Genomic DNA, 16,649 nt, shown 5'->3' with positions numbered 1-16,649 from the left:
TTAAAACGGTAAATCGTCGTGATCTTCTTCTTGTAAATCTCCTGCAGGCTCAAAAGCATCTGCTGGTGGCACAGGTGGTACATTTGCATCTCCTGCTTCACTTTGTAAAGCTTCTATTCTCCAACCTTGAATAGAGTTAAAATACTTGGTTTCACCTTGAGGATTAACCCACTCTCTTCCACGTAAATTGATGCTAATTTTTACTTGTTGACCAACTTGATAATTGTTAAGTAAGTCTGTTTTATCTTGAACGAATTCCACCATAATATGTTGTGGGTATTGCTCCTCAGTTGTTACTACAATTTCTCTTTTTCTAAACCCATTGCTTCCAAAAGTTTGAGTTTCTCCAATCATTTTAATTCTTCCTTGAACTTCCATTTTTATATATAATTATTAAATATTCGTCTAATTTAATTACACTGTTATGACAACAGTATTTTCCATGCACTTTCAATATCGCCAAAACTAATATAGTTTCTTGCCAACTTGTGTTTTTCTCTATGTGTTGCTGTTTTTATATTTGGGTAGCGCTCTCCAACTTCCTCAATAAATGCATTAACATGCTCTTGGGTTGGTAAAGCTTCAACATTGGCCAACATTCCTAAATCATTTCCTGTTAAAATCATACTATTTTTAACGTGGTCTGGAAAATTATCAACACCAATTCCCAAGGTTGATATTGGTTTAGGTATTTCAAAAAATCCTGATTTAGCACGACTATAATAACTTCCTCCTGCTCTTGCTACTAAATCTAATTTCTTCTGATTGATGTTGTTGTTTTCATCCAAAACCTCATCATCTATATGAAACATCACAATTTCACAAATAATTAAATTACCAGCACCACCTTCTGCCCCTAACTTTATGATATCTTTAATTTTACATTCAAATTGTACAGGTGATTCAGCAACTCTGTATGGTTTAACTTTACTCGACTTAAGCATCGATAAACCTGCTTTTTCAAATTCATTAACGCCTTCTGGATATTCAGAGCTACTTAATGACATTTGGTGAACCATATCGAAATTAACCACGTTAATTACGACTTCTTTAGTGATTTCACAATTATCTAATGTGTGTTTAGTAGTATTATTGCTTACCCGTCTAGCAGGTGAAAAAATTAAAATTGGCGGGTTTGAACTAAAAACATTAAAGAAACTAAATGGAGATAAATTAGCGTTTCCCTTGGCATCCAACGTACTTGCAAATGCAATTGGCCTAGGCGCAATAGCGCTTAACAAATAGCTATGTAATTTACTGGTTGATAAGGTTTTTGGATCTATCGTAGGCATTTAACTTCTTAAGTTTTCACAAATGTAACTAATCTATAACGCAACTAAAAACCGATTTACTAACAACTTACACAATAATATTAACAGATTTACATTATATTACATGTTAATTAATTTTTAAAATGATTTTTACAAAACACAGCAATATTTTCCGATGGATTATCATTGTAGCCTCTTTTGCAATTGTCTCTCTTATTTTATTGAAAACCTACGAGTTTTTTCAACATTTTAAGGATGAAGAACGCACAAAAATGGAAAATTGGTCTTTTGCTCAAACCGAATTTGTGAATTCAGACACCAACACCAATTTAAATTTAACCCTTAAAATTTTAAATAGTAATACCACTACTCCAATGATAGTTATTGATAAAGATGGTAACTTGAGTAGTTCTAATAACATTAATGATAGCAAAATTGAAAACCCAGAGTATTTAAAAAAACTCATTAATAAGTTTTCTGACGAGAACAAACCTATTGAAATTAAGTATCAAAATCAGGTGTACTCTACTATTTACTATGGAAACTCACCTTTATTAAACAAACTAAAATATTATCCATTAGCTTTAATACTTATCGTGGTTCTTTTTGGTGCCGTTATTTTCTTCTTTTATAGTAGCAATAAAAATGCAACCCAAAACAAACTTTGGTCTGGTATGGCAAAGGAAACAGCGCATCAAATAGGCACACCTTTATCTTCTTTAATTGGCTGGACAGAATTATTAAAAACCGAAAACGTTAATCCGGAATATATCACTGAGATGGAAAAAGACGTGAGTCGATTAAAAACTATTGCCGAACGATTTAGTAAAATTGGTTCTTTACCAACTCTAGAGAAAGCAGATATTATTAAAGAAACCATAGAATCTTACGATTATTTAAAATCTAGATTGTCTAAGCTTGTAGATTTTGAAATAATAATCCCCGATGGTGAAATTCCCGTTAATTTAAACAAGCAGCTTTACAGTTGGACAATAGAAAATTTAGTAAAAAATGCTATCGACGCTATGAAAGGACGAGGTAAATTAACAGTTGAAATATCGCAACTTGAAAATGATGTGAAAGTTAATGTTACCGATACAGGAAAAGGCATTTCTAAAAAACATTATAACAGTATTTTTGAACCAGGGTTTACTACAAAAAAACGCGGTTGGGGACTAGGATTATCTTTAACCAAGCGAATCATTGAAGATTTTCATAACGGGAAGATTAAAGTGCTTCAATCTGCAAAAAACAAAGGAAGCACTATACAAATAAGCTTAAAACGTGCGAGTTAAAACTTATTTATTATGACTGAAAAATTAATTGACGTAAAAAACGTGACATTAAAAAACAATTGTCCTGAGTGTTTCAGCAAAGATGGATTGCGCTTAACATTCAAGCAAAAAATTAAAGACAATAAGTTTTACCGATCAATTACTTCAGAGATAAGTCAAGAGATAAGTTGTAATAAATGTAACTCTATCATTTATCCAGTACAATGGACTGATGACATAGAACTAGTTTTTGAGTATCAGAAAAAAGCATTCACCCCAAAAAAGTCGTCAACTTACTTAAAAAAGGCATCTTGGATAGCAATTATAGTTGGATTAGTTTTAGTAGCCATAATATTCGCACTAGTATTTTACCTTATTCTATAATTGTGATTTGATGGCTTCTGCCAAGGCTAGAAATTCCTCATGAGAAAGTTTCGCTTTTTGAATAAAACGTGCATCTTCCATTGATTGTAACGGAATTAAATGCACATGCGCATGCGGTACTTCTAAACCTATTACACTTACGCCAATTCGTTTACAAGGCACTGCTTTTTTTAAAGCTAAAGCAACGGTTCTAGAAAAACCCATTAAACCATGATATGTAGTTTCATCTAAATCAAAAATTTTATCAACCTCTTTTTTAGGAATACACAGTGTATGTCCTTTAGCATTAGGATTAACATCTAGAAAAGCTAGAAAATCATCTGTTTCTGCTATTTTATAACAAGGCAATTCGCCGTTTACAATTTTTGTGAAAATAGAGGCCATATGATTATTTGATTTGTTTTTAATTGGATTCCGTTTTCACGGAATAGAAACCAGTATTATCTTGAAATTTCAATAATATCAAATTTCATAACGCCATTTGGAACCTGAATTTCGGCTACATCGCCAACAGATTTACCCAATAGCCCTTTTCCGATAGGTGAATTAACAGAAATTTTACCAGAAGCTAAATCAGCTTCACCATCGGCAACCAATGTATATACCATTTCCATACCGTTAGTTTGGTTTTTAATTTTAACCTTCGATAAAACTAGAATTTTAGAATTATCAAGCTGCGATTCATCAATTACACGAGCGCCAGCTAAAGCATCTTCAAGTTTAGAAATTCGCATTTCTAACATCCCTTGAGCTTCTTTTGCCGCATCGTACTCAGCATTTTCGCTTAAATCTCCTTTATCTCTAGCTTCAGCAATGGCTCTTGAAGCCTTTACACGCTCAACATCTTTAAGATGTTTCAATTCATCTCTTAATTTTTTTAACCCCTCTGGTGTATAGTATGATACTTTACTCATAACTTCATCGTTTAACTTTATAAAAGATGCCGAATCTCCATGAAAATAATTTTGATAGAGTTCAGCAAATAAAAAAATCTCGCGTATACGAGATTGTCATACAAAAATACAAAATTTTAGTTATATCTGTATTGAAATCATGAACATACTTTGCCTTAGAGGTTTTTTGAGAAAGAAAAAATAGCCTAAGGAAAATTTAAATATTAGAATCTCAATTTACTTTTTATTGTAAATTGCATGCCAAATCCCCTGAATTTATGAAATCCCTTTTTTACACCTTATTTTTTTTAATTCTAATGACTTGCAGTGGCAACCAAGTAGATGATAAAAATTGTAGATTCCTACTAGACATTAGTGTCAATTTTACAATAGATTTAAGTTTACCACAGTACAGTCAGCTTACTTTTGCTGGTAATTCGGTATATATTCCAAATGAAGGTAATGCAGGCATTATTGTTGCTAGTACAGGAGCTGATTTCTATGCTTGGGATGCAAGCGACCCAAATCATGCACCTAATTCATGTTCTGCGCTTGTACCTTCAGGTTTAAACGGAACTTGTGGGTGTGAAGACGGCAATACCTACAATTTTGTAACCGGAACCCCGGATGGGAACGACGGCTTAAGATGTGCACTGAAAAACTACCGTGTACAACAAAACGGCAATACACTTTTAATATTTAATTAAAAAGCGCAGTTACATAATTATAACCACGCTTTTCATCCCTAGATAATACTTAAAACTTGAAAGTTGCACCAACTAAAAAATTGGTTGTTGCTTGTGGGTAATAACCAGCATAATAACCAGTGGTTATTCCAGAAGGGCTCGATGTATCTTCATAATCATAAGACCCAAAATACCCATTAGAAACATATTTTTTATTAAAAATATTATTCACCAATCCTGATAATACAATGGATTTAAATAATTTTCTTGGTTTTATTTCATAATTAATATTGAAATCGTTTATAAAATAACGCTCTAAAATAGAGGCTTCATTGTCTGTATTTCCCATATATTGTTCACCCACAAACTTACTTAAAAGCGATAATTGTAATCGTTCTGCCGGCATATAATTAATGGCATTACCAATAACTAATTCAGGTGAGAACGAGATATTTGTATTTCCTAAATCAACCAATTCGCCATTTATTTCAGATGAAAAATCTTTATTTTTATTACTGCTTATGGCAACGTTTGTTGACGTATTAAGCATTTTGCTGAATTGTATTTTGGCATCAACCTCAAGTCCAAGTCTATAACTTTTGCCACTTGTAGCTCTAATTGGGCTTCCAACATCGTCAAGTTCTCCAGTTAACACCAATTGATTTTGATAAAACATGTAATACAAATTCGTATTTACACTGACTTTATTGCTGTTATAGCGCCAACCTAATTCAATATCATTTAAAGTTTCATTTTCGGTTACACCAGCTTCAAAATCGTCGCGATTGGGTTCTCTATTCGCTCTTGCATATGAAGCATAAAAGCTATTGAAATCGCAATGTTTATAAGTTAATCCTACCTTGGGATTGAAAAAACTAAAATTGGCATCGGTAATAAATTCGGCTCTATCAGAATTTAAACCATTGGTTTTATAGCTTACAAAACGTCCTTGCAAATCAACAAATCCTGTAATTTTTTCGGCCATTTTAAATGTAGCTTTTGAAAAAATACTGAAATCGTTTTTGGTAGCATCGCCTTCATAATAACGATCTCGAATCTCGGTATTTGGTTGTAAATCGCTTCCCCAAATCACTTCTCCAAAGTGATCGCCGTCGTAAGAACTATAAGATAAGCCTGAAATTATTTCAAATGCATTTTGCTTATAAGTTACATTTGCATTTAATACATAGAAATTATTATCGAGCCATCTTCTAACAATTACATCAGAGTCTTCCTCAATTAAATTAGCAAAATCTGCAGCTGATTCTTCTGGCTTATACTGCTCAAAATAGCCTTTCCCTTTGGTATAATTTAAGCCTAAATTAGTTGACCAATTGTTATCAAATCGCTCATTCCAATGTAATTGATAATGGTCTTGCCAATAATTATCTGTTTCATTTTCGTAGGTGTACGGGTTTTGTCTTCTATCCTCTTTTAATTCATCCGCTGTTAACCCATACCACGCTTGATATGTGCGCTCTGCATTACCAAACGTCAGAGCTTTAATTAAGGTATTATCATCTTTATAAATACCCTGAAGAAAGTATGATTTTAAATCAGTAAAAGCACGATCTATATAGCCATCTGAATCAATTTTTGAAAAACGCCCTGACACTTCAAAATGATTATTTAATAACCCTGTACTTAATTTTACTGTGTGCTTTCGGGTCCCAAAGCTTCCAAAACTATTAGAAATTTCACCTGAAGCTTCCACTGATGTTGCATCGGTTAATAAATTTAAACTCGCTCCAAAAGCTCCAGATCCATTAGTAGACGTTCCAACGCCACGTTGTAATTGCAAACTCTCTGTTGAAGACGCAAAATCCCCTAAATTCACCCAAAAAGTACCTTGGCTTTCAGGGTCGTTATAAGGAATTCCGTTAATGGTTACGTTAACACGAGTTGCATCGGTACCTCGAACTCGTATACCAGTATAGCCAATTCCAGCACCCGCATCACTAGTTGTTACTACCGATGGTAAAAAGTTAAGCAACACAGGAATGTCTTGCCCTAAATTACGTTTTGCCAAAGCCTCTTTAGACAAATTAGAGTGCGTAATTGGCGAATCTGCATCCACACGTACTGCTTTTACTAAAACTTCGTCTAGTTTTTCTGTTTTAGTTGAATCTTGTGTTTTTTGATTTTGTTGCGCTTGCGCACTGACTGATAACACTAAAAGTGTTAAAAAAAGAAAAATGTTTTTCATTACGATTAAGTATGTTTAATCGAATAAAAAGAGGTAATTATTCTTTAATTATTAATAATTAGTTTTTGAACGCTTGAAATTTTCAGTTAAAATTCAGCTATTATTACTAGCATCATAAAAGATGAACTAATCACAATCACTAAAAATGTCCACTGAACTTTTACTTTACGCTCGATTCCTAAACAGCATTACCTGTTCTAGGTTCAATGGGTATGATCTCAGCCGATAATAGGCACCCCTTTTTTGAGAACGTTGCAAAAGTAATTATCAATTGTCAATTATCAACTAATAATCACTATTTTTTTATTGTAAATCTGGCTTTTTTCGACCTGCCTTCTTCTCGGAAAGATGCCGTTTTTGTTTCAATCGCTTTTTTATTACTGATTTTGGGATTTTTGTAGGTCGGCGTTTTTTAGGAACTTTTAGTGCGTTTTTTAAAATCTCAATAAAGCGTTTAACTATAATTTCTTTGTTTTTATGCTGACTTCGGCTTTCGCCACATTGCAAAATTAATATACCGTCTTTCGTAAGCCGATTTTTAAGCCTAAACAGTAGGCGAATTTTTTGAACATCATTAAAAACGCTTGATTCCTTTAAATTAAAAGTTAATTCTACTTTTGAGGATACTTTATTGACATGCTGACCACCACTGCCTGAACTTCTAATAGCTTTAAAAGTGAGTTCTTGTAATATGGTGCCTTCATCAAACACAATTACGCTTGATGTACTGGTTTTAATAAATCGTTTACTGTCTTAACCGGATTAAATGTCTCCAAAGGCACTTCAACAAAAATCGAATTCCAATACGCCATACTCCCATTCCATAATCCTGGTAATTCTAAAGCATTAATATCAACCCCATTCTGGGTTTTTGTGGTAATAAAAGCGGCTTCATGGTCTACAAAATCCATTAAATCGAATTTTTCTCCTTTGTAATTTTTAACACCGCAAACTAAATCTGTAGGATTAAAATGTGTGGCTTTATAAACAATACCCTGTTGGTTCTTTTTTCCGAAGTTAATTTGAGCAAATTCAACTATTTGCAAAGATATTTTACCATCTTCAGCCATAACCCAAAATGGACCTCCTCCCGGTTCACCTTGATTTTTTACCATGCCGCAAACACGAATGGGCTTGTTGAAACTTTGTTTTAAATAAGTTACTTTCTCATCATGTGTCATTTCTTCAAACTCAGAATTTATCGGCACATTTAATCTGTATCGTAAAAATAAAGCCATGACTTTTAAATCGGCATCTTCTAAATTTCCCGCATCGAGTTTATTTAGATAATGAAATACTTTTTCTTGAGCCTCTAATAAAACACCTGCTAGCAATTTTTTATAGTTTGAAACTTCAATATTTTTTTCAGCAACTACAATATTATCTATGTTTTTTATAAAAATTATATCGTAGTCCAGGTCATTTAAATTCTCTAGGAGAGCACCATGACCTGCTGGTCTGAACAAAATTGAACCATCTGGCTTTCTAAACACCTCATCCTTTAAGGTAAGCGCAATAGTTTCGGTAGCTTCTTTTTGATATGAAAATGATATATTAAAGGACGTATTCGTCTCTTTTTCTAAATCTGCTTTAACTCTACTAAATTCATTTTTAAAATATAAATGATGCTTTTCTGACACGGTAAAATGCAAATTCGATTTTCCTTGAGACGATGCGTACAACGTAGATTCAAAAAGATGTTCTTCAAAAGCGGTTTTAACTGTATTTCCATATTTATGAAATGGCAGCAATCCTTTTGGGAGAAAGCTATAATTAAGTAAATCTGCATCAAGCATAGATTTTACTAACTGCAAATATTTTTCGTCTTCGGATAGTTTTTCATAACCAGAACTTACCTTCTTTGCTCTCGTGATTACTTCATTATAAAACGGAAACTTCTCAAAATTCTCAACAAAAGTTACTATCAACTCATCATTATTACGTTCCGCATAACTTTTTAAGCTTTCTTTAGCTGGATTGAAATTTTTAAGAAATTGAAACAAAAACTTGAACATACGAGTAGCAGCACCAGATGCCGGAACAAACTTTACGATGTTTAATTCCTTTTGCTTAGCCTCATAAAATTCTATAAACCCCTTTATTTCAGCATCATCATAACGTTCAATTCCTTTATCAATAGTAGCAGCAGCCACTAATTTCGAATAAGACATACCATCTTTTAATCGAGAAACTTGATCGTTTACTTCTTCAAGAGTTATACCTTTACTTTTAATTTGTTCAATATCTTTATCTGAAAACATTATACTTTGGAGTTTAATAGTTTATCAATATATTTTACTGCCGTTTCTAAACGTGTTTTTTTATCTCCTCTAAGGAGCACGTATGGTTTTTTGTATTTTATAAGGGCATCTTGAAAAGCATCAAACATCTCTTTTCTGTGTTCTGGCTTATCTCTTAAATCATCAGCTTCCCAAGGCGTATCAATATAAGTTAAAAAATACAAATCGTACGAATTTTCTAGTGCATATTTTTCAAGAATCGGATCACAGGAACCTAAATAATAAGTTTCAGAGTACACTTTGGTTTCCAACAAATCTGTATCACATATTAAAACAGAATTGGTTTTTTGAGCCAGTTCATTTTCTAATTTCATTTGCCCTTCAGCTATTGGTAACAAATCTTGTGGTTCGCAAGTTTTGCGCTCATTATTCCATTTATCTTGCAGATATTCGCGTGCATATTCAGGCACCCAAACCGAATTATAATATCTTGCCAACTGACGAGATAATGTTGTTTTTCCGGTTGATTCGGGCCCAAATAAAACTACTTTTATGCAGTTTGCAGGTTGTTGTTTATACTTTTCTTCCATGCAATATATCCAAAAATGGCAATGACTGTAAATCCTAAATATTGTAAGCTTGTAAATGTAAATCCTTTATAAAAATATAAAGGTACTGATATGACATCTCCAATAATCCAGAAAATCCAATTCTCTAGTTTTCTTCTTGCCATTAACCACATTCCTACAAAAAATATGGCCGTAGTTATGGTATCTATATAAGCAACCCAGCTGGTCCACTTATCAAATACATTGTAAACTAAAAATACAAATACTAATGTGCCTAAAAATATGGCTAAACTTGTTTTCTTTTCGTTGAACGACGTTTTTGAAATAGGCGTTACGTGCTCCTCATCAACTTTTCTGGTCCAAATGTACCAACCGTAAACACTCATGATGAAGTAATACCCATTTATCATCATATCGCCTAACAACTCCCATTTAAGCAATAAATACACAAAAATTATGGTACTTATCATTCCCGTTGGAAACACTAAAACATTGTTTTGTTTAGAAAACCAAACGGAAAGAAACCCAAAAAAAACGGCAACTATTTCAAGTACAATATCTACCGTTTCATAACCTGAATATTGCCCAAAGAAAAAATCAAAAATGGGGTTCATAATCGTGTCTGTCTGATTTTACAATTTTCATGTACAAAAGTCCGCGTTCAATAAGTTCGAAAGCTTCTTTTATTTCGGTTGTCAATAGGGTCATCACTTCATCATAATCACCATAAACCTGAGTACTTAAAGGATTTTCAAGTACTTTTAAATTTGATGCTCGCAACTTTTTTATAAAATGTATGATTGCTGGTTCGTAATCATCATGCAATGGCGTAAGTGTTAATTCTACTGATATTTTCATTTATTTATTTTTTCAATTCTTCAAAAAACAATTCATCTTGCTCAAACGCAGTACCAATGACTACTAAATCTGCTCCTGCATGGTATGCCTTATGCAAATCTGATTTATTTCTTATGCCTCCGCCTACTATTAACGGAATATCTAAATCCTTTTTTACTTGGCTTATTATATCCTCAGTTAGTGGGTTTATAGCACCACTTCCAGCTTCCAAATATATAAGCTTTGCGCCTAATAATTGTCCTGCTTTTGCTGTATCCTTTATGTTTTCAATATTCTCTCTGGGCATTGGCTTTGTAGCGGTTACTTTTTCAATAGCAGTTACTTTCCCATTTTCAACTAAAATATAACCCGTAGAAATCACCTCTAAACTCGTTTTTCTTAGTTTAGAAACGGCTTCAACATGTTTACCAACTAAATAATCAGCATTTCTGCCAGATAGTAAGGATAAAAACAAAATGGCATCAGCCTTATCTGTGATCTGAGTAACATCTCCAGGAAATAAAACTATTGGTAAATGAGTATACTTCTTAATTTCAATAACCAATTGTTCGGTTGCCGTTTCTTCAACAGTACTGCCACCTACAAAAATATGTGTAGCTATAGATTTGTTTATATTTTGAACGAAACGGTTGGTGTTTTCATGTAAAAATTTATCTGGATCTATTAAAACCGCCAATAGCTTTTCACCATTAATAATTGATTTTTTTATGTTTTGATAAATTGAATTCATTTAAGCAATCGCATAAGCACAAGTAAAGCCTTCGAACTCTAGAAAATTAATATTATAGCGGTACTTTTTTTCTTCATAATCTATCCAAGCAATGGTATCATCATCTTCCATAGCAAATGGAATTACCAAACAATGCTGCTTAAAACTTAACCCTGGTGTACAAAACAATTTGTAAAGTGATTCTTTTACACACCAAATAATAGTGAGTTTGTTAATGTAATACGATTCGGATTCATTTAAATAATCAAACTCATAATCAATAAATTTGTGGGCGATAATACTAATCTTATTACGTTGTTTTTCAATGTCAATCCCAATAATTAGATCGCTAACAATAACTGCCGAAAAATTAAAAGAGTGTGTAATTGATATGTTCTTTCCGTCTTTTAAATGCGGTTTGCCATTCTCATCATAAAACAAATCGGCATCTTCGTAACCAAACTCTGCCAATAAATGTCTAACACTTAAAAAACCACGTTGGTGGAGCTCACTTTTCATGCCTAAAACACGCTCTAACGAATTAGGTTTTAAAGTAATATCCTTTATCAAATCGTCGTAAGACTCGTTAATTTTCCAAATTTTAACAGTAGTTTGTGAATTTGGCACTATGGTTTTATAAAGTGGCATTTAATATTCTAAAAGTTAATAGTTATCTTTGCAAACTCTAAGCAATTGGTATTAATTATAATAGCGAATTTAAGTATTTTAAGTTCTACATACAATGAAGCTTAGCAATTAAAAAATAAAAGAAAAATTACAATGAGCACAAAAACAATTCCTTATGTAGCCAGTAAAGTAAAAGACATTTCTTTAGCCGATTGGGGACGAAAAGAAATCGAATTAGCTGAAGCTGAAATGCCTGGTTTAATGAGTCTTCGTGAAGAATATAAAAACGAGCAACCTTTAAAAGGTGCCCGTATTGCAGGTTGTTTACACATGACTATTCAAACCGCAGTATTAATTGAAACCTTACAAGCCCTAGGTGCAGAAGTAACTTGGAGTTCTTGTAATATTTTCTCAACTCAAGACCAAGCTGCTGCTGCCATTGCTGCCGCAGGAACTTCGGTTTACGCTTGGAAAGACATGACCGAAGAAGAGTTTGACTGGTGTATTGAGCAAACCTTATTTTTTGGAGAAGACAGAAAACCACTAAACATGATTCTTGATGATGGTGGCGATTTAACCAATATGGTTTTAGATAAATACCCAGAATTAGCTTCGGGAATTAAAGGTTTATCAGAAGAAACTACCACAGGTGTTCACCGTTTATACGAACGTGTAAAAAACGGAACTTTACCAATGCCTGCCATAAACGTTAACGATTCAGTAACTAAATCTAAATTCGATAATAAATACGGTTGTAAAGAATCTGCAGTAGATGCTATTCGTCGTGCAACAGATATTATGTTAGCTGGAAAACGTGTAACTGTTTGTGGATATGGTGATGTTGGTAAAGGCACCGCAGCATCTTTTAAAGGTGCAGGAAGCATCGTTACAGTAACCGAAATCGATCCCATTTGTGCGCTTCAAGCTGCAATGGACGGTTTTGAAGTTAAAAAACTTGAAACAGTTGTAGCCAATTCAGATATCGTAATTACTACTACAGGTAACAAAGATATCGTTCGTGCAGAGCATTTTAAAGCCATGAAAGACAAAACAATTGTTTGTAACATTGGGCATTTCGATAACGAAATACAAATGGCATGGTTAAACGAAAACTACGGAAACACCAAAAACACAATAAAACCTCAAGTAGATAAATACACTATTGACGGTAAAGATATTATTATACTAGCAGAAGGTCGTTTGGTAAATTTAGGTTGCGCCACTGGCCACCCAAGTTTTGTAATGAGTAATTCGTTTACTAACCAAACCTTAGCGCAAATCGAGCTATGGAACAACGCCGATGCCTACAAAAACGACGTGTACATGTTACCAAAACACCTCGATGAGAAAGTAGCAAAATTACACTTAGAAAAAATTGGTGTAGAGCTTACAGAGCTAAAACCAGACCAAGCTTCTTACATTGGCGTAACTGTAGATGGTCCTTACAAACCAGAGCATTACAGGTACTAAAAAAGAATTTTAGAATTTTATATAAATCCCAAGCAGCCATGTTTGGGATTTTTTTTGTCACTTCGAGTAATTCTGAAGCATGAAGTATTGTATCGAGAAGTTGGGCGTTACCACAAGGGTCGGGCTTTACGCTGCAAGTCCTCGGTCGTACCTCCCTGTGGGCTTTCCACTGCAATCCCTAACGCAAAATTCAAGGTAAAATTAATCTACCAAATCCTCTTCAAAATACCACCAAAGGCTCGAGTCAATAGATTGTTTCATTTTATTAATATCAACATCGTCTTTCAGATATATCGTAATACTTTCACAAGCTCTATTCTGTGCAATACTATCACAAATCTCAATGTCTTCTATTTCTTTAAAATGTTCTAAATGTTTTTTAATTCTTTCATCCAAAGATTCATCGCTCAAAAAAATCTTAATGGTAGGTTGCGTTGGGGAATTCCTGATTTCAGATCTAAAAGGCAGCATAATCAAAAAAATTTCAAGTTAAACTATTATCTAAATTGCAAACGCAATACTTTAAAGTTAAGAAATTTAATGATATCTTTTAAAAATAATTTAAACTATGAGTAATCATCGTACAGAAATACTATCTCAATTACTATCAAAAATCGAGGCAACTATTCCACAAAAAGAAGTTAAAAACCCATCCGTTTCAAATGCAACTGTTGGTTGGCAACTAGACCATGCCTTAAAAGTTTTTAATGCCGTAAGCGAATGGACAGCAAACTCCAACCCAGAAGATTATAAGTATAAATTTAATTATTGGCGCACCATATTACTAACTTCAGGCTACTTTCCAAGAGGAAAAGTAAAAGCGCCTAAACATGTTTTACCACCAGAAACTGTTACAACCGAAGATTTATTGAAGCAATTAGAAACAGCTAGAATACATGTTGGTAAGTTAAAATCGCTTCCTGAAAAAGCCTACTTTAAGCATTTTATATTTGGAAAGCTATCTAAAAAGAAAACGCTTCGCTTTTTAGAAGTCCATACCAATCATCATTTAAAAATAATAAACGATATATTAAAAAAATAAAAAAGCTCCTTCTGAAATAGAAAGAGCTTTTTATAATTTGTTAAGAAATGTTTCTTAAGCCTCAAAAGGCTCGATAGAAACGTAAGACTTGTTATCTTTTTTCTTAGTAAATTTTACAACACCATCAACTTTAGCATGTAAAGTATGGTCTTTTCCTTGGTATACGTTTTCACCTGGGTGATGCGTGTTACCACGTTGTCTTATGATAATGTTTCCAGCAATAGCAGCTTGTCCACCAAAAATCTTTACGCCTAAACGTTTCGATTCTGATTCTCTACCATTCTTAGAACTACCTACTCCTTTTTTATGAGCCATTGTCTTAAGTTTTTATATTGTTAAACTTAGCAGTAAGCTATTAAGCTTTACCACCATCTAATTCGTCTTGCCATTTTTTAAGCTCATCCCATTTACCTTCAGCAGCTAATTTAGCTTGTGCTGGCCAAGTATCAGTTACGTGGTTTCCACGAACTCCTGCGATGATCTCAGATATTTTAGCAGCATCAGTTTTTGCTAATTCAGCAAAAGTTGAAATTCCTGCTTCTACTAACGTAGATGCGATTTTAGGACCAATACCTTCAACCTTCTTTAAATCATCAGCTTTTCCAGTTGCTTTTTTAGCAGCAGTCTTAGGTGCAGCTTTTTCAGCTTTTGGAGCTTCAGTTTTTGGTTCAGCCTTTTTAACTTTAGGTGCAGCAGCTTTCGCTTCTACTTTTGGTTCTGCTTTTTTAGTTTCCTTTTTTGGAGCCGCTTTCTTAGCTCCAGAAGCTACAATGCTTTCAATAACGATTTCAGATAAAGATTGTCTGTGTCCGTTTTTTACACGGTAACCTTTTCTTCTTTTCTTTTTGAAAACTATTACTTTATCACCTTTAAGGTGCTTTAAGACTTTCGCACTTACTTGTGCTCCATCTATAGCTGGGGCGCCTACAGTTACATTGTCACCATCTGCTAAAAGAAGTACATTATCGAAAGAAACTTTCTTACCTTCTTCTGTTGCTAAACGGTTAACAAAAACTTTTTGGTCTTTTTCAACTTTAAATTGATGCCCTGCTATCTCTACAATTGCGTACATAGCGTAACGTTTTTATTAATTAATTTTGTTCAAAAATGAGTGCAAATATACTGCTAAATAATTAATCTACAAACGTTATCCTTTAATTTTAGGTAATATTTCTGCTCTTTTTAAAAAGTTGCATTACAGTTAGCGAAGAAACCACTGTTGTAGCAAACCCCATTATAGCAACCACGAAGGTTACCATACCAATATGGGCGTTAAAACCTCCCTTTATTTTCTGAAGCAGTTCAGGTAAAAACCCACCGTTAATTTCGGTCGCATAAACTAGAAAGAAAGCCGTAAAAACGATAGTTGCCACAAATCCTGTAATAAGTCCCGTTTTAAAACCTTCGCTATAAGAAAAATTAGCAGGGTTTTCAAGTTTGCTTAAGCGCGTAGCTTCATAAATGCCAAAACCCGTAATTAGAGCATTTACAAAACTAAATGCCGGATTTGTATGCATATTTACTAAAGACAACACTAAAAAATAAGCGATTAACACAGCGCTTGTTACTAAGCCGAAACGAATGGGAAGTGATAAGTTTTTCATAGAAGGTTGATATTATTTCTCTTAAATTTCGTGAAAAATCTTGAATAAAAATAATTTAGTTCTGAAAAAAGTTGATTCGTAAATCCTTATTATCAAGTAAAACCCGTCTAATTATCCCAGTAAATTCTGTAAAATCCACTTATTTTAATTAAAGCATTTCTTAGAATCATAAAACTTAGATTTTTTAAACAATAAACCCCATTATTTACTAGTTTTGTGATAAACCTTTTAAATCATATTTGAATGAAAACAATAAAACAATTTTTCATCCTTACAATTATTGCGGCCTTCGTATTTAGTTGTAAAAATGAAAAGAGCCCTGAAGTTAAAACGGTGGAAGTTGAAACCGAGGAAGTAAAAGAATTAGACCCAAATGCAACATATGCAAAAGCAGAGTTTACTATTGATGGTATGACTTGCCAAATAGGATGTGCCGCAACAATACAAAAGAAAATTTCAAAAATGGACGGTGTGAAATCTGCAACTGTAGATTTTAATAAAAAGTTAGCTATGGTTGAATACAATGAAGCCAAAGTGACTCCAACTTCGTTAGAAGAAGCCGTTACTAAAGTTTCGGAGACTTATAAAGTAAGTGAAATGAAAACTGTTGAAAATTTTTCGAAAGAAAAAACATGTTCGGCAGATTGTAAGGAAGCTTGTTGTGCAAACAAAGACAAAAAAGAATGCAAACCAGATTGCGCAAAAGCGTGCTGTAAAAAAGATAGTAAAATGGCGTGTAAAGCAGACTGTGAAAAAGCTTGTTGCGCTAAAAAAGAAGCCTAATATTTTTTCCATAACTATAAAAAAAGCTGCTAA

General features: G+C 33.3%; 22 protein-coding genes. 6 read left to right on the top strand and 16 right to left on the bottom strand.

Annotation, left to right across the window (positions count from 1 at the left end; all coding sequences use genetic code 11):
• Together O5O44_RS02910 and O5O44_RS02905 are read right to left on the bottom strand one after the other, a co-directional pair.
• Positions 1-378, bottom strand: coding sequence for a DUF3127 domain-containing protein (locus tag O5O44_RS02910; RefSeq protein WP_019386027.1), 378 nt, complete (start codon positions 376-378; stop codon positions 1-3).
• 44 nt (positions 379-422) lie between these two features.
• Complete coding sequence (locus O5O44_RS02905) at positions 423-1,292, bottom strand: flavin reductase family protein (protein WP_019386026.1); 870 nt, start codon at positions 1,290-1,292, stop codon at positions 423-425.
• A 122-nt stretch (positions 1,293-1,414) separates the two neighbouring features.
• Between O5O44_RS02905 and O5O44_RS02900 the strand changes: the two genes are divergently transcribed.
• Together O5O44_RS02900 and O5O44_RS02895 are read left to right on the top strand one after the other, a co-directional pair.
• Positions 1,415-2,566 carry a sensor histidine kinase gene (locus O5O44_RS02900; protein WP_289195660.1) on the top strand — a complete coding sequence of 384 codons (1,152 nt, stop codon included), beginning with the start codon at positions 1,415-1,417 and terminating at the stop codon, positions 2,564-2,566.
• A 12-nt stretch (positions 2,567-2,578) separates the two neighbouring features.
• On the top strand, positions 2,579-2,929 hold the full coding sequence (locus O5O44_RS02895; RefSeq protein ID WP_289195659.1) for a hypothetical protein: 351 nt from the start codon (positions 2,579-2,581) through the stop codon (positions 2,927-2,929).
• Here the strand turns inward: O5O44_RS02895 and O5O44_RS02890 are convergent.
• Both O5O44_RS02890 and greA read right to left on the bottom strand, forming a co-directional pair.
• Positions 2,924-3,313 carry an HIT family protein gene (locus O5O44_RS02890; RefSeq protein WP_019386023.1) on the bottom strand — a complete coding sequence of 130 codons (390 nt, stop codon included), beginning with the start codon at positions 3,311-3,313 and terminating at the stop codon, positions 2,924-2,926. The genes O5O44_RS02895 and O5O44_RS02890 overlap by 6 nt on opposite strands.
• A 56-nt stretch (positions 3,314-3,369) precedes the next feature.
• A complete protein-coding gene (gene greA, locus O5O44_RS02885) occupies positions 3,370-3,843 on the bottom strand; it encodes a transcription elongation factor GreA (RefSeq protein WP_019386022.1) in 474 nt (157 codons plus the stop codon).
• Between the two features lie 257 nt (positions 3,844-4,100).
• On the opposite strand from greA, the gene O5O44_RS02880 reads away from it, so the two are divergent.
• A complete protein-coding gene (locus O5O44_RS02880) occupies positions 4,101-4,529 on the top strand; it encodes a Rieske (2Fe-2S) protein (protein WP_289195658.1) in 429 nt (142 codons plus the stop codon).
• 49 nt (positions 4,530-4,578) lie between these two features.
• Here the strand turns inward: O5O44_RS02880 and O5O44_RS02875 are convergent, their stop codons facing one another.
• From O5O44_RS02875 to O5O44_RS02840, 8 genes are all read right to left on the bottom strand, one after another.
• On the bottom strand, positions 4,579-6,714 hold the full coding sequence (locus O5O44_RS02875; protein ID WP_289195657.1) for a TonB-dependent receptor: 2,136 nt from the start codon (positions 6,712-6,714) through the stop codon (positions 4,579-4,581).
• 303 nt (positions 6,715-7,017) lie between these two features.
• A complete protein-coding gene (arfB, locus tag O5O44_RS02870) occupies positions 7,018-7,425 on the bottom strand; it encodes an alternative ribosome rescue aminoacyl-tRNA hydrolase ArfB (protein WP_289195656.1) in 408 nt (135 codons plus the stop codon).
• 2 nt (positions 7,426-7,427) lie between these two features.
• Positions 7,428-8,975: a DUF4301 family protein gene (locus O5O44_RS02865; RefSeq protein WP_289195655.1), complete on the bottom strand. Its 1,548-nt coding sequence runs from the start codon at positions 8,973-8,975 to the stop codon at positions 7,428-7,430.
• On the bottom strand, positions 8,975-9,544 hold the full coding sequence (locus O5O44_RS02860; protein WP_289195654.1) for an AAA family ATPase: 570 nt from the start codon (positions 9,542-9,544) through the stop codon (positions 8,975-8,977). Before O5O44_RS02860 ends, O5O44_RS02865 begins: the two co-directional genes overlap by 1 nt.
• Positions 9,505-10,137 (bottom strand): nicotinamide riboside transporter PnuC, encoded by a 633-nt coding sequence (pnuC, locus tag O5O44_RS02855; protein ID WP_289195653.1) that lies wholly within the window; start codon positions 10,135-10,137, stop codon positions 9,505-9,507. The genes O5O44_RS02860 and pnuC overlap by 40 nt, the downstream gene beginning before the upstream one ends.
• Positions 10,121-10,381 carry a thiamine-binding protein gene (locus O5O44_RS02850; RefSeq protein WP_019386015.1) on the bottom strand — a complete coding sequence of 87 codons (261 nt, stop codon included), beginning with the start codon at positions 10,379-10,381 and terminating at the stop codon, positions 10,121-10,123. Before O5O44_RS02850 ends, pnuC begins: the two co-directional genes overlap by 17 nt.
• A gap of 4 nt (positions 10,382-10,385) precedes the next feature.
• Positions 10,386-11,111 carry a phosphoglycerol geranylgeranyltransferase gene (locus tag O5O44_RS02845; protein ID WP_289195652.1) on the bottom strand — a complete coding sequence of 242 codons (726 nt, stop codon included), beginning with the start codon at positions 11,109-11,111 and terminating at the stop codon, positions 10,386-10,388.
• A complete protein-coding gene (locus tag O5O44_RS02840) occupies positions 11,112-11,738 on the bottom strand; it encodes a 4'-phosphopantetheinyl transferase family protein (protein WP_289195651.1) in 627 nt (208 codons plus the stop codon). It lies immediately after the preceding gene.
• 132 nt (positions 11,739-11,870) lie between these two features.
• Between O5O44_RS02840 and ahcY the strand changes: the two genes are divergently transcribed.
• Positions 11,871-13,187, top strand: coding sequence for an adenosylhomocysteinase (gene ahcY, locus O5O44_RS02835; RefSeq protein ID WP_289195650.1), 1,317 nt, complete (start codon positions 11,871-11,873; stop codon positions 13,185-13,187).
• A 201-nt stretch (positions 13,188-13,388) separates the two neighbouring features.
• Here ahcY and O5O44_RS02830 read toward each other — a convergent pair whose 3' ends face one another.
• Positions 13,389-13,658 (bottom strand): hypothetical protein, encoded by a 270-nt coding sequence (locus tag O5O44_RS02830; RefSeq protein ID WP_019386011.1) that lies wholly within the window; start codon positions 13,656-13,658, stop codon positions 13,389-13,391.
• A 97-nt stretch (positions 13,659-13,755) separates the two neighbouring features.
• On the opposite strand from O5O44_RS02830, the gene O5O44_RS02825 reads away from it, so the two are divergent.
• Entirely contained in the window at positions 13,756-14,229 is a 474-nt protein-coding gene (locus O5O44_RS02825; protein ID WP_289195649.1) for a DUF1569 domain-containing protein, read from the top strand.
• Positions 14,230-14,283: 54 nt separating this feature from the next.
• Here the strand turns inward: O5O44_RS02825 and rpmA are convergent, their stop codons facing one another.
• The 3 genes from rpmA to O5O44_RS02810 all read right to left on the bottom strand — a co-directional run bounded on the left by rpmA (position 14,284) and on the right by O5O44_RS02810 (position 15,833).
• Entirely contained in the window at positions 14,284-14,544 is a 261-nt protein-coding gene (rpmA, locus tag O5O44_RS02820) for a 50S ribosomal protein L27 (RefSeq protein WP_019386009.1), read from the bottom strand.
• Positions 14,545-14,584: 40 nt separating this feature from the next.
• Positions 14,585-15,301, bottom strand: a complete 717-nt coding sequence (gene rplU, locus O5O44_RS02815) for a 50S ribosomal protein L21 (RefSeq protein WP_289195648.1) — start codon at positions 15,299-15,301, stop codon at positions 14,585-14,587.
• 88 nt (positions 15,302-15,389) lie between these two features.
• Positions 15,390-15,833, bottom strand: a complete 444-nt coding sequence (locus tag O5O44_RS02810) for a DUF4199 domain-containing protein (RefSeq protein WP_289195647.1) — start codon at positions 15,831-15,833, stop codon at positions 15,390-15,392.
• 243 nt (positions 15,834-16,076) lie between these two features.
• Here O5O44_RS02810 and O5O44_RS02805 point away from each other — a divergent pair, with 243 nt between their 5' ends.
• Entirely contained in the window at positions 16,077-16,616 is a 540-nt protein-coding gene (locus O5O44_RS02805; protein ID WP_289195646.1) for a heavy-metal-associated domain-containing protein, read from the top strand.
• Positions 16,617-16,649 lie beyond the last annotated feature (33 nt).

Origin of the sequence: Algibacter luteus, assembly GCF_030344935.1 — a bacterium.
GTDB lineage: Bacteria > Bacteroidota > Bacteroidia > Flavobacteriales > Flavobacteriaceae > Arenitalea > Arenitalea lutea.
Note: the sequence above shows the minus strand (reverse complement) of the source record. Positions and strands in the feature narration are given on the sequence as shown.

Coding starts and splice junctions, on each gene's coding strand:
- O5O44_RS02910 (WP_019386027.1), bottom strand. CDS start 378: ATGGAAGTTCAAGGAAGAATTAAAATGATTGGAGAAACTCAAACTTTT.
- O5O44_RS02905 (WP_019386026.1), bottom strand. CDS start 1,292: ATGCCTACGATAGATCCAAAAACCTTATCAACCAGTAAATTACATAGC.
- O5O44_RS02900 (WP_289195660.1), top strand. CDS start 1,415: ATGATTTTTACAAAACACAGCAATATTTTCCGATGGATTATCATTGTA.
- O5O44_RS02895 (WP_289195659.1), top strand. CDS start 2,579: ATGACTGAAAAATTAATTGACGTAAAAAACGTGACATTAAAAAACAAT.
- O5O44_RS02890 (WP_019386023.1), bottom strand. CDS start 3,313: ATGGCCTCTATTTTCACAAAAATTGTAAACGGCGAATTGCCTTGTTAT.
- greA (WP_019386022.1), bottom strand. CDS start 3,843: ATGAGTAAAGTATCATACTATACACCAGAGGGGTTAAAAAAATTAAGA.
- O5O44_RS02880 (WP_289195658.1), top strand. CDS start 4,101: ATGAAATCCCTTTTTTACACCTTATTTTTTTTAATTCTAATGACTTGC.
- O5O44_RS02875 (WP_289195657.1), bottom strand. CDS start 6,714: ATGAAAAACATTTTTCTTTTTTTAACACTTTTAGTGTTATCAGTCAGT.
- O5O44_RS02865 (WP_289195655.1), bottom strand. CDS start 8,975: ATGTTTTCAGATAAAGATATTGAACAAATTAAAAGTAAAGGTATAACT.
- O5O44_RS02860 (WP_289195654.1), bottom strand. CDS start 9,544: ATGGAAGAAAAGTATAAACAACAACCTGCAAACTGCATAAAAGTAGTT.
- pnuC (WP_289195653.1), bottom strand. CDS start 10,137: ATGAACCCCATTTTTGATTTTTTCTTTGGGCAATATTCAGGTTATGAA.
- O5O44_RS02850 (WP_019386015.1), bottom strand. CDS start 10,381: ATGAAAATATCAGTAGAATTAACACTTACGCCATTGCATGATGATTAC.
- O5O44_RS02845 (WP_289195652.1), bottom strand. CDS start 11,111: ATGAATTCAATTTATCAAAACATAAAAAAATCAATTATTAATGGTGAA.
- O5O44_RS02840 (WP_289195651.1), bottom strand. CDS start 11,738: ATGCCACTTTATAAAACCATAGTGCCAAATTCACAAACTACTGTTAAA.
- ahcY (WP_289195650.1), top strand. CDS start 11,871: ATGAGCACAAAAACAATTCCTTATGTAGCCAGTAAAGTAAAAGACATT.
- O5O44_RS02830 (WP_019386011.1), bottom strand. CDS start 13,658: ATGCTGCCTTTTAGATCTGAAATCAGGAATTCCCCAACGCAACCTACC.
- O5O44_RS02825 (WP_289195649.1), top strand. CDS start 13,756: ATGAGTAATCATCGTACAGAAATACTATCTCAATTACTATCAAAAATC.
- rpmA (WP_019386009.1), bottom strand. CDS start 14,544: ATGGCTCATAAAAAAGGAGTAGGTAGTTCTAAGAATGGTAGAGAATCA.
- rplU (WP_289195648.1), bottom strand. CDS start 15,301: ATGTACGCAATTGTAGAGATAGCAGGGCATCAATTTAAAGTTGAAAAA.
- O5O44_RS02810 (WP_289195647.1), bottom strand. CDS start 15,833: ATGAAAAACTTATCACTTCCCATTCGTTTCGGCTTAGTAACAAGCGCT.
- O5O44_RS02805 (WP_289195646.1), top strand. CDS start 16,077: ATGAAAACAATAAAACAATTTTTCATCCTTACAATTATTGCGGCCTTC.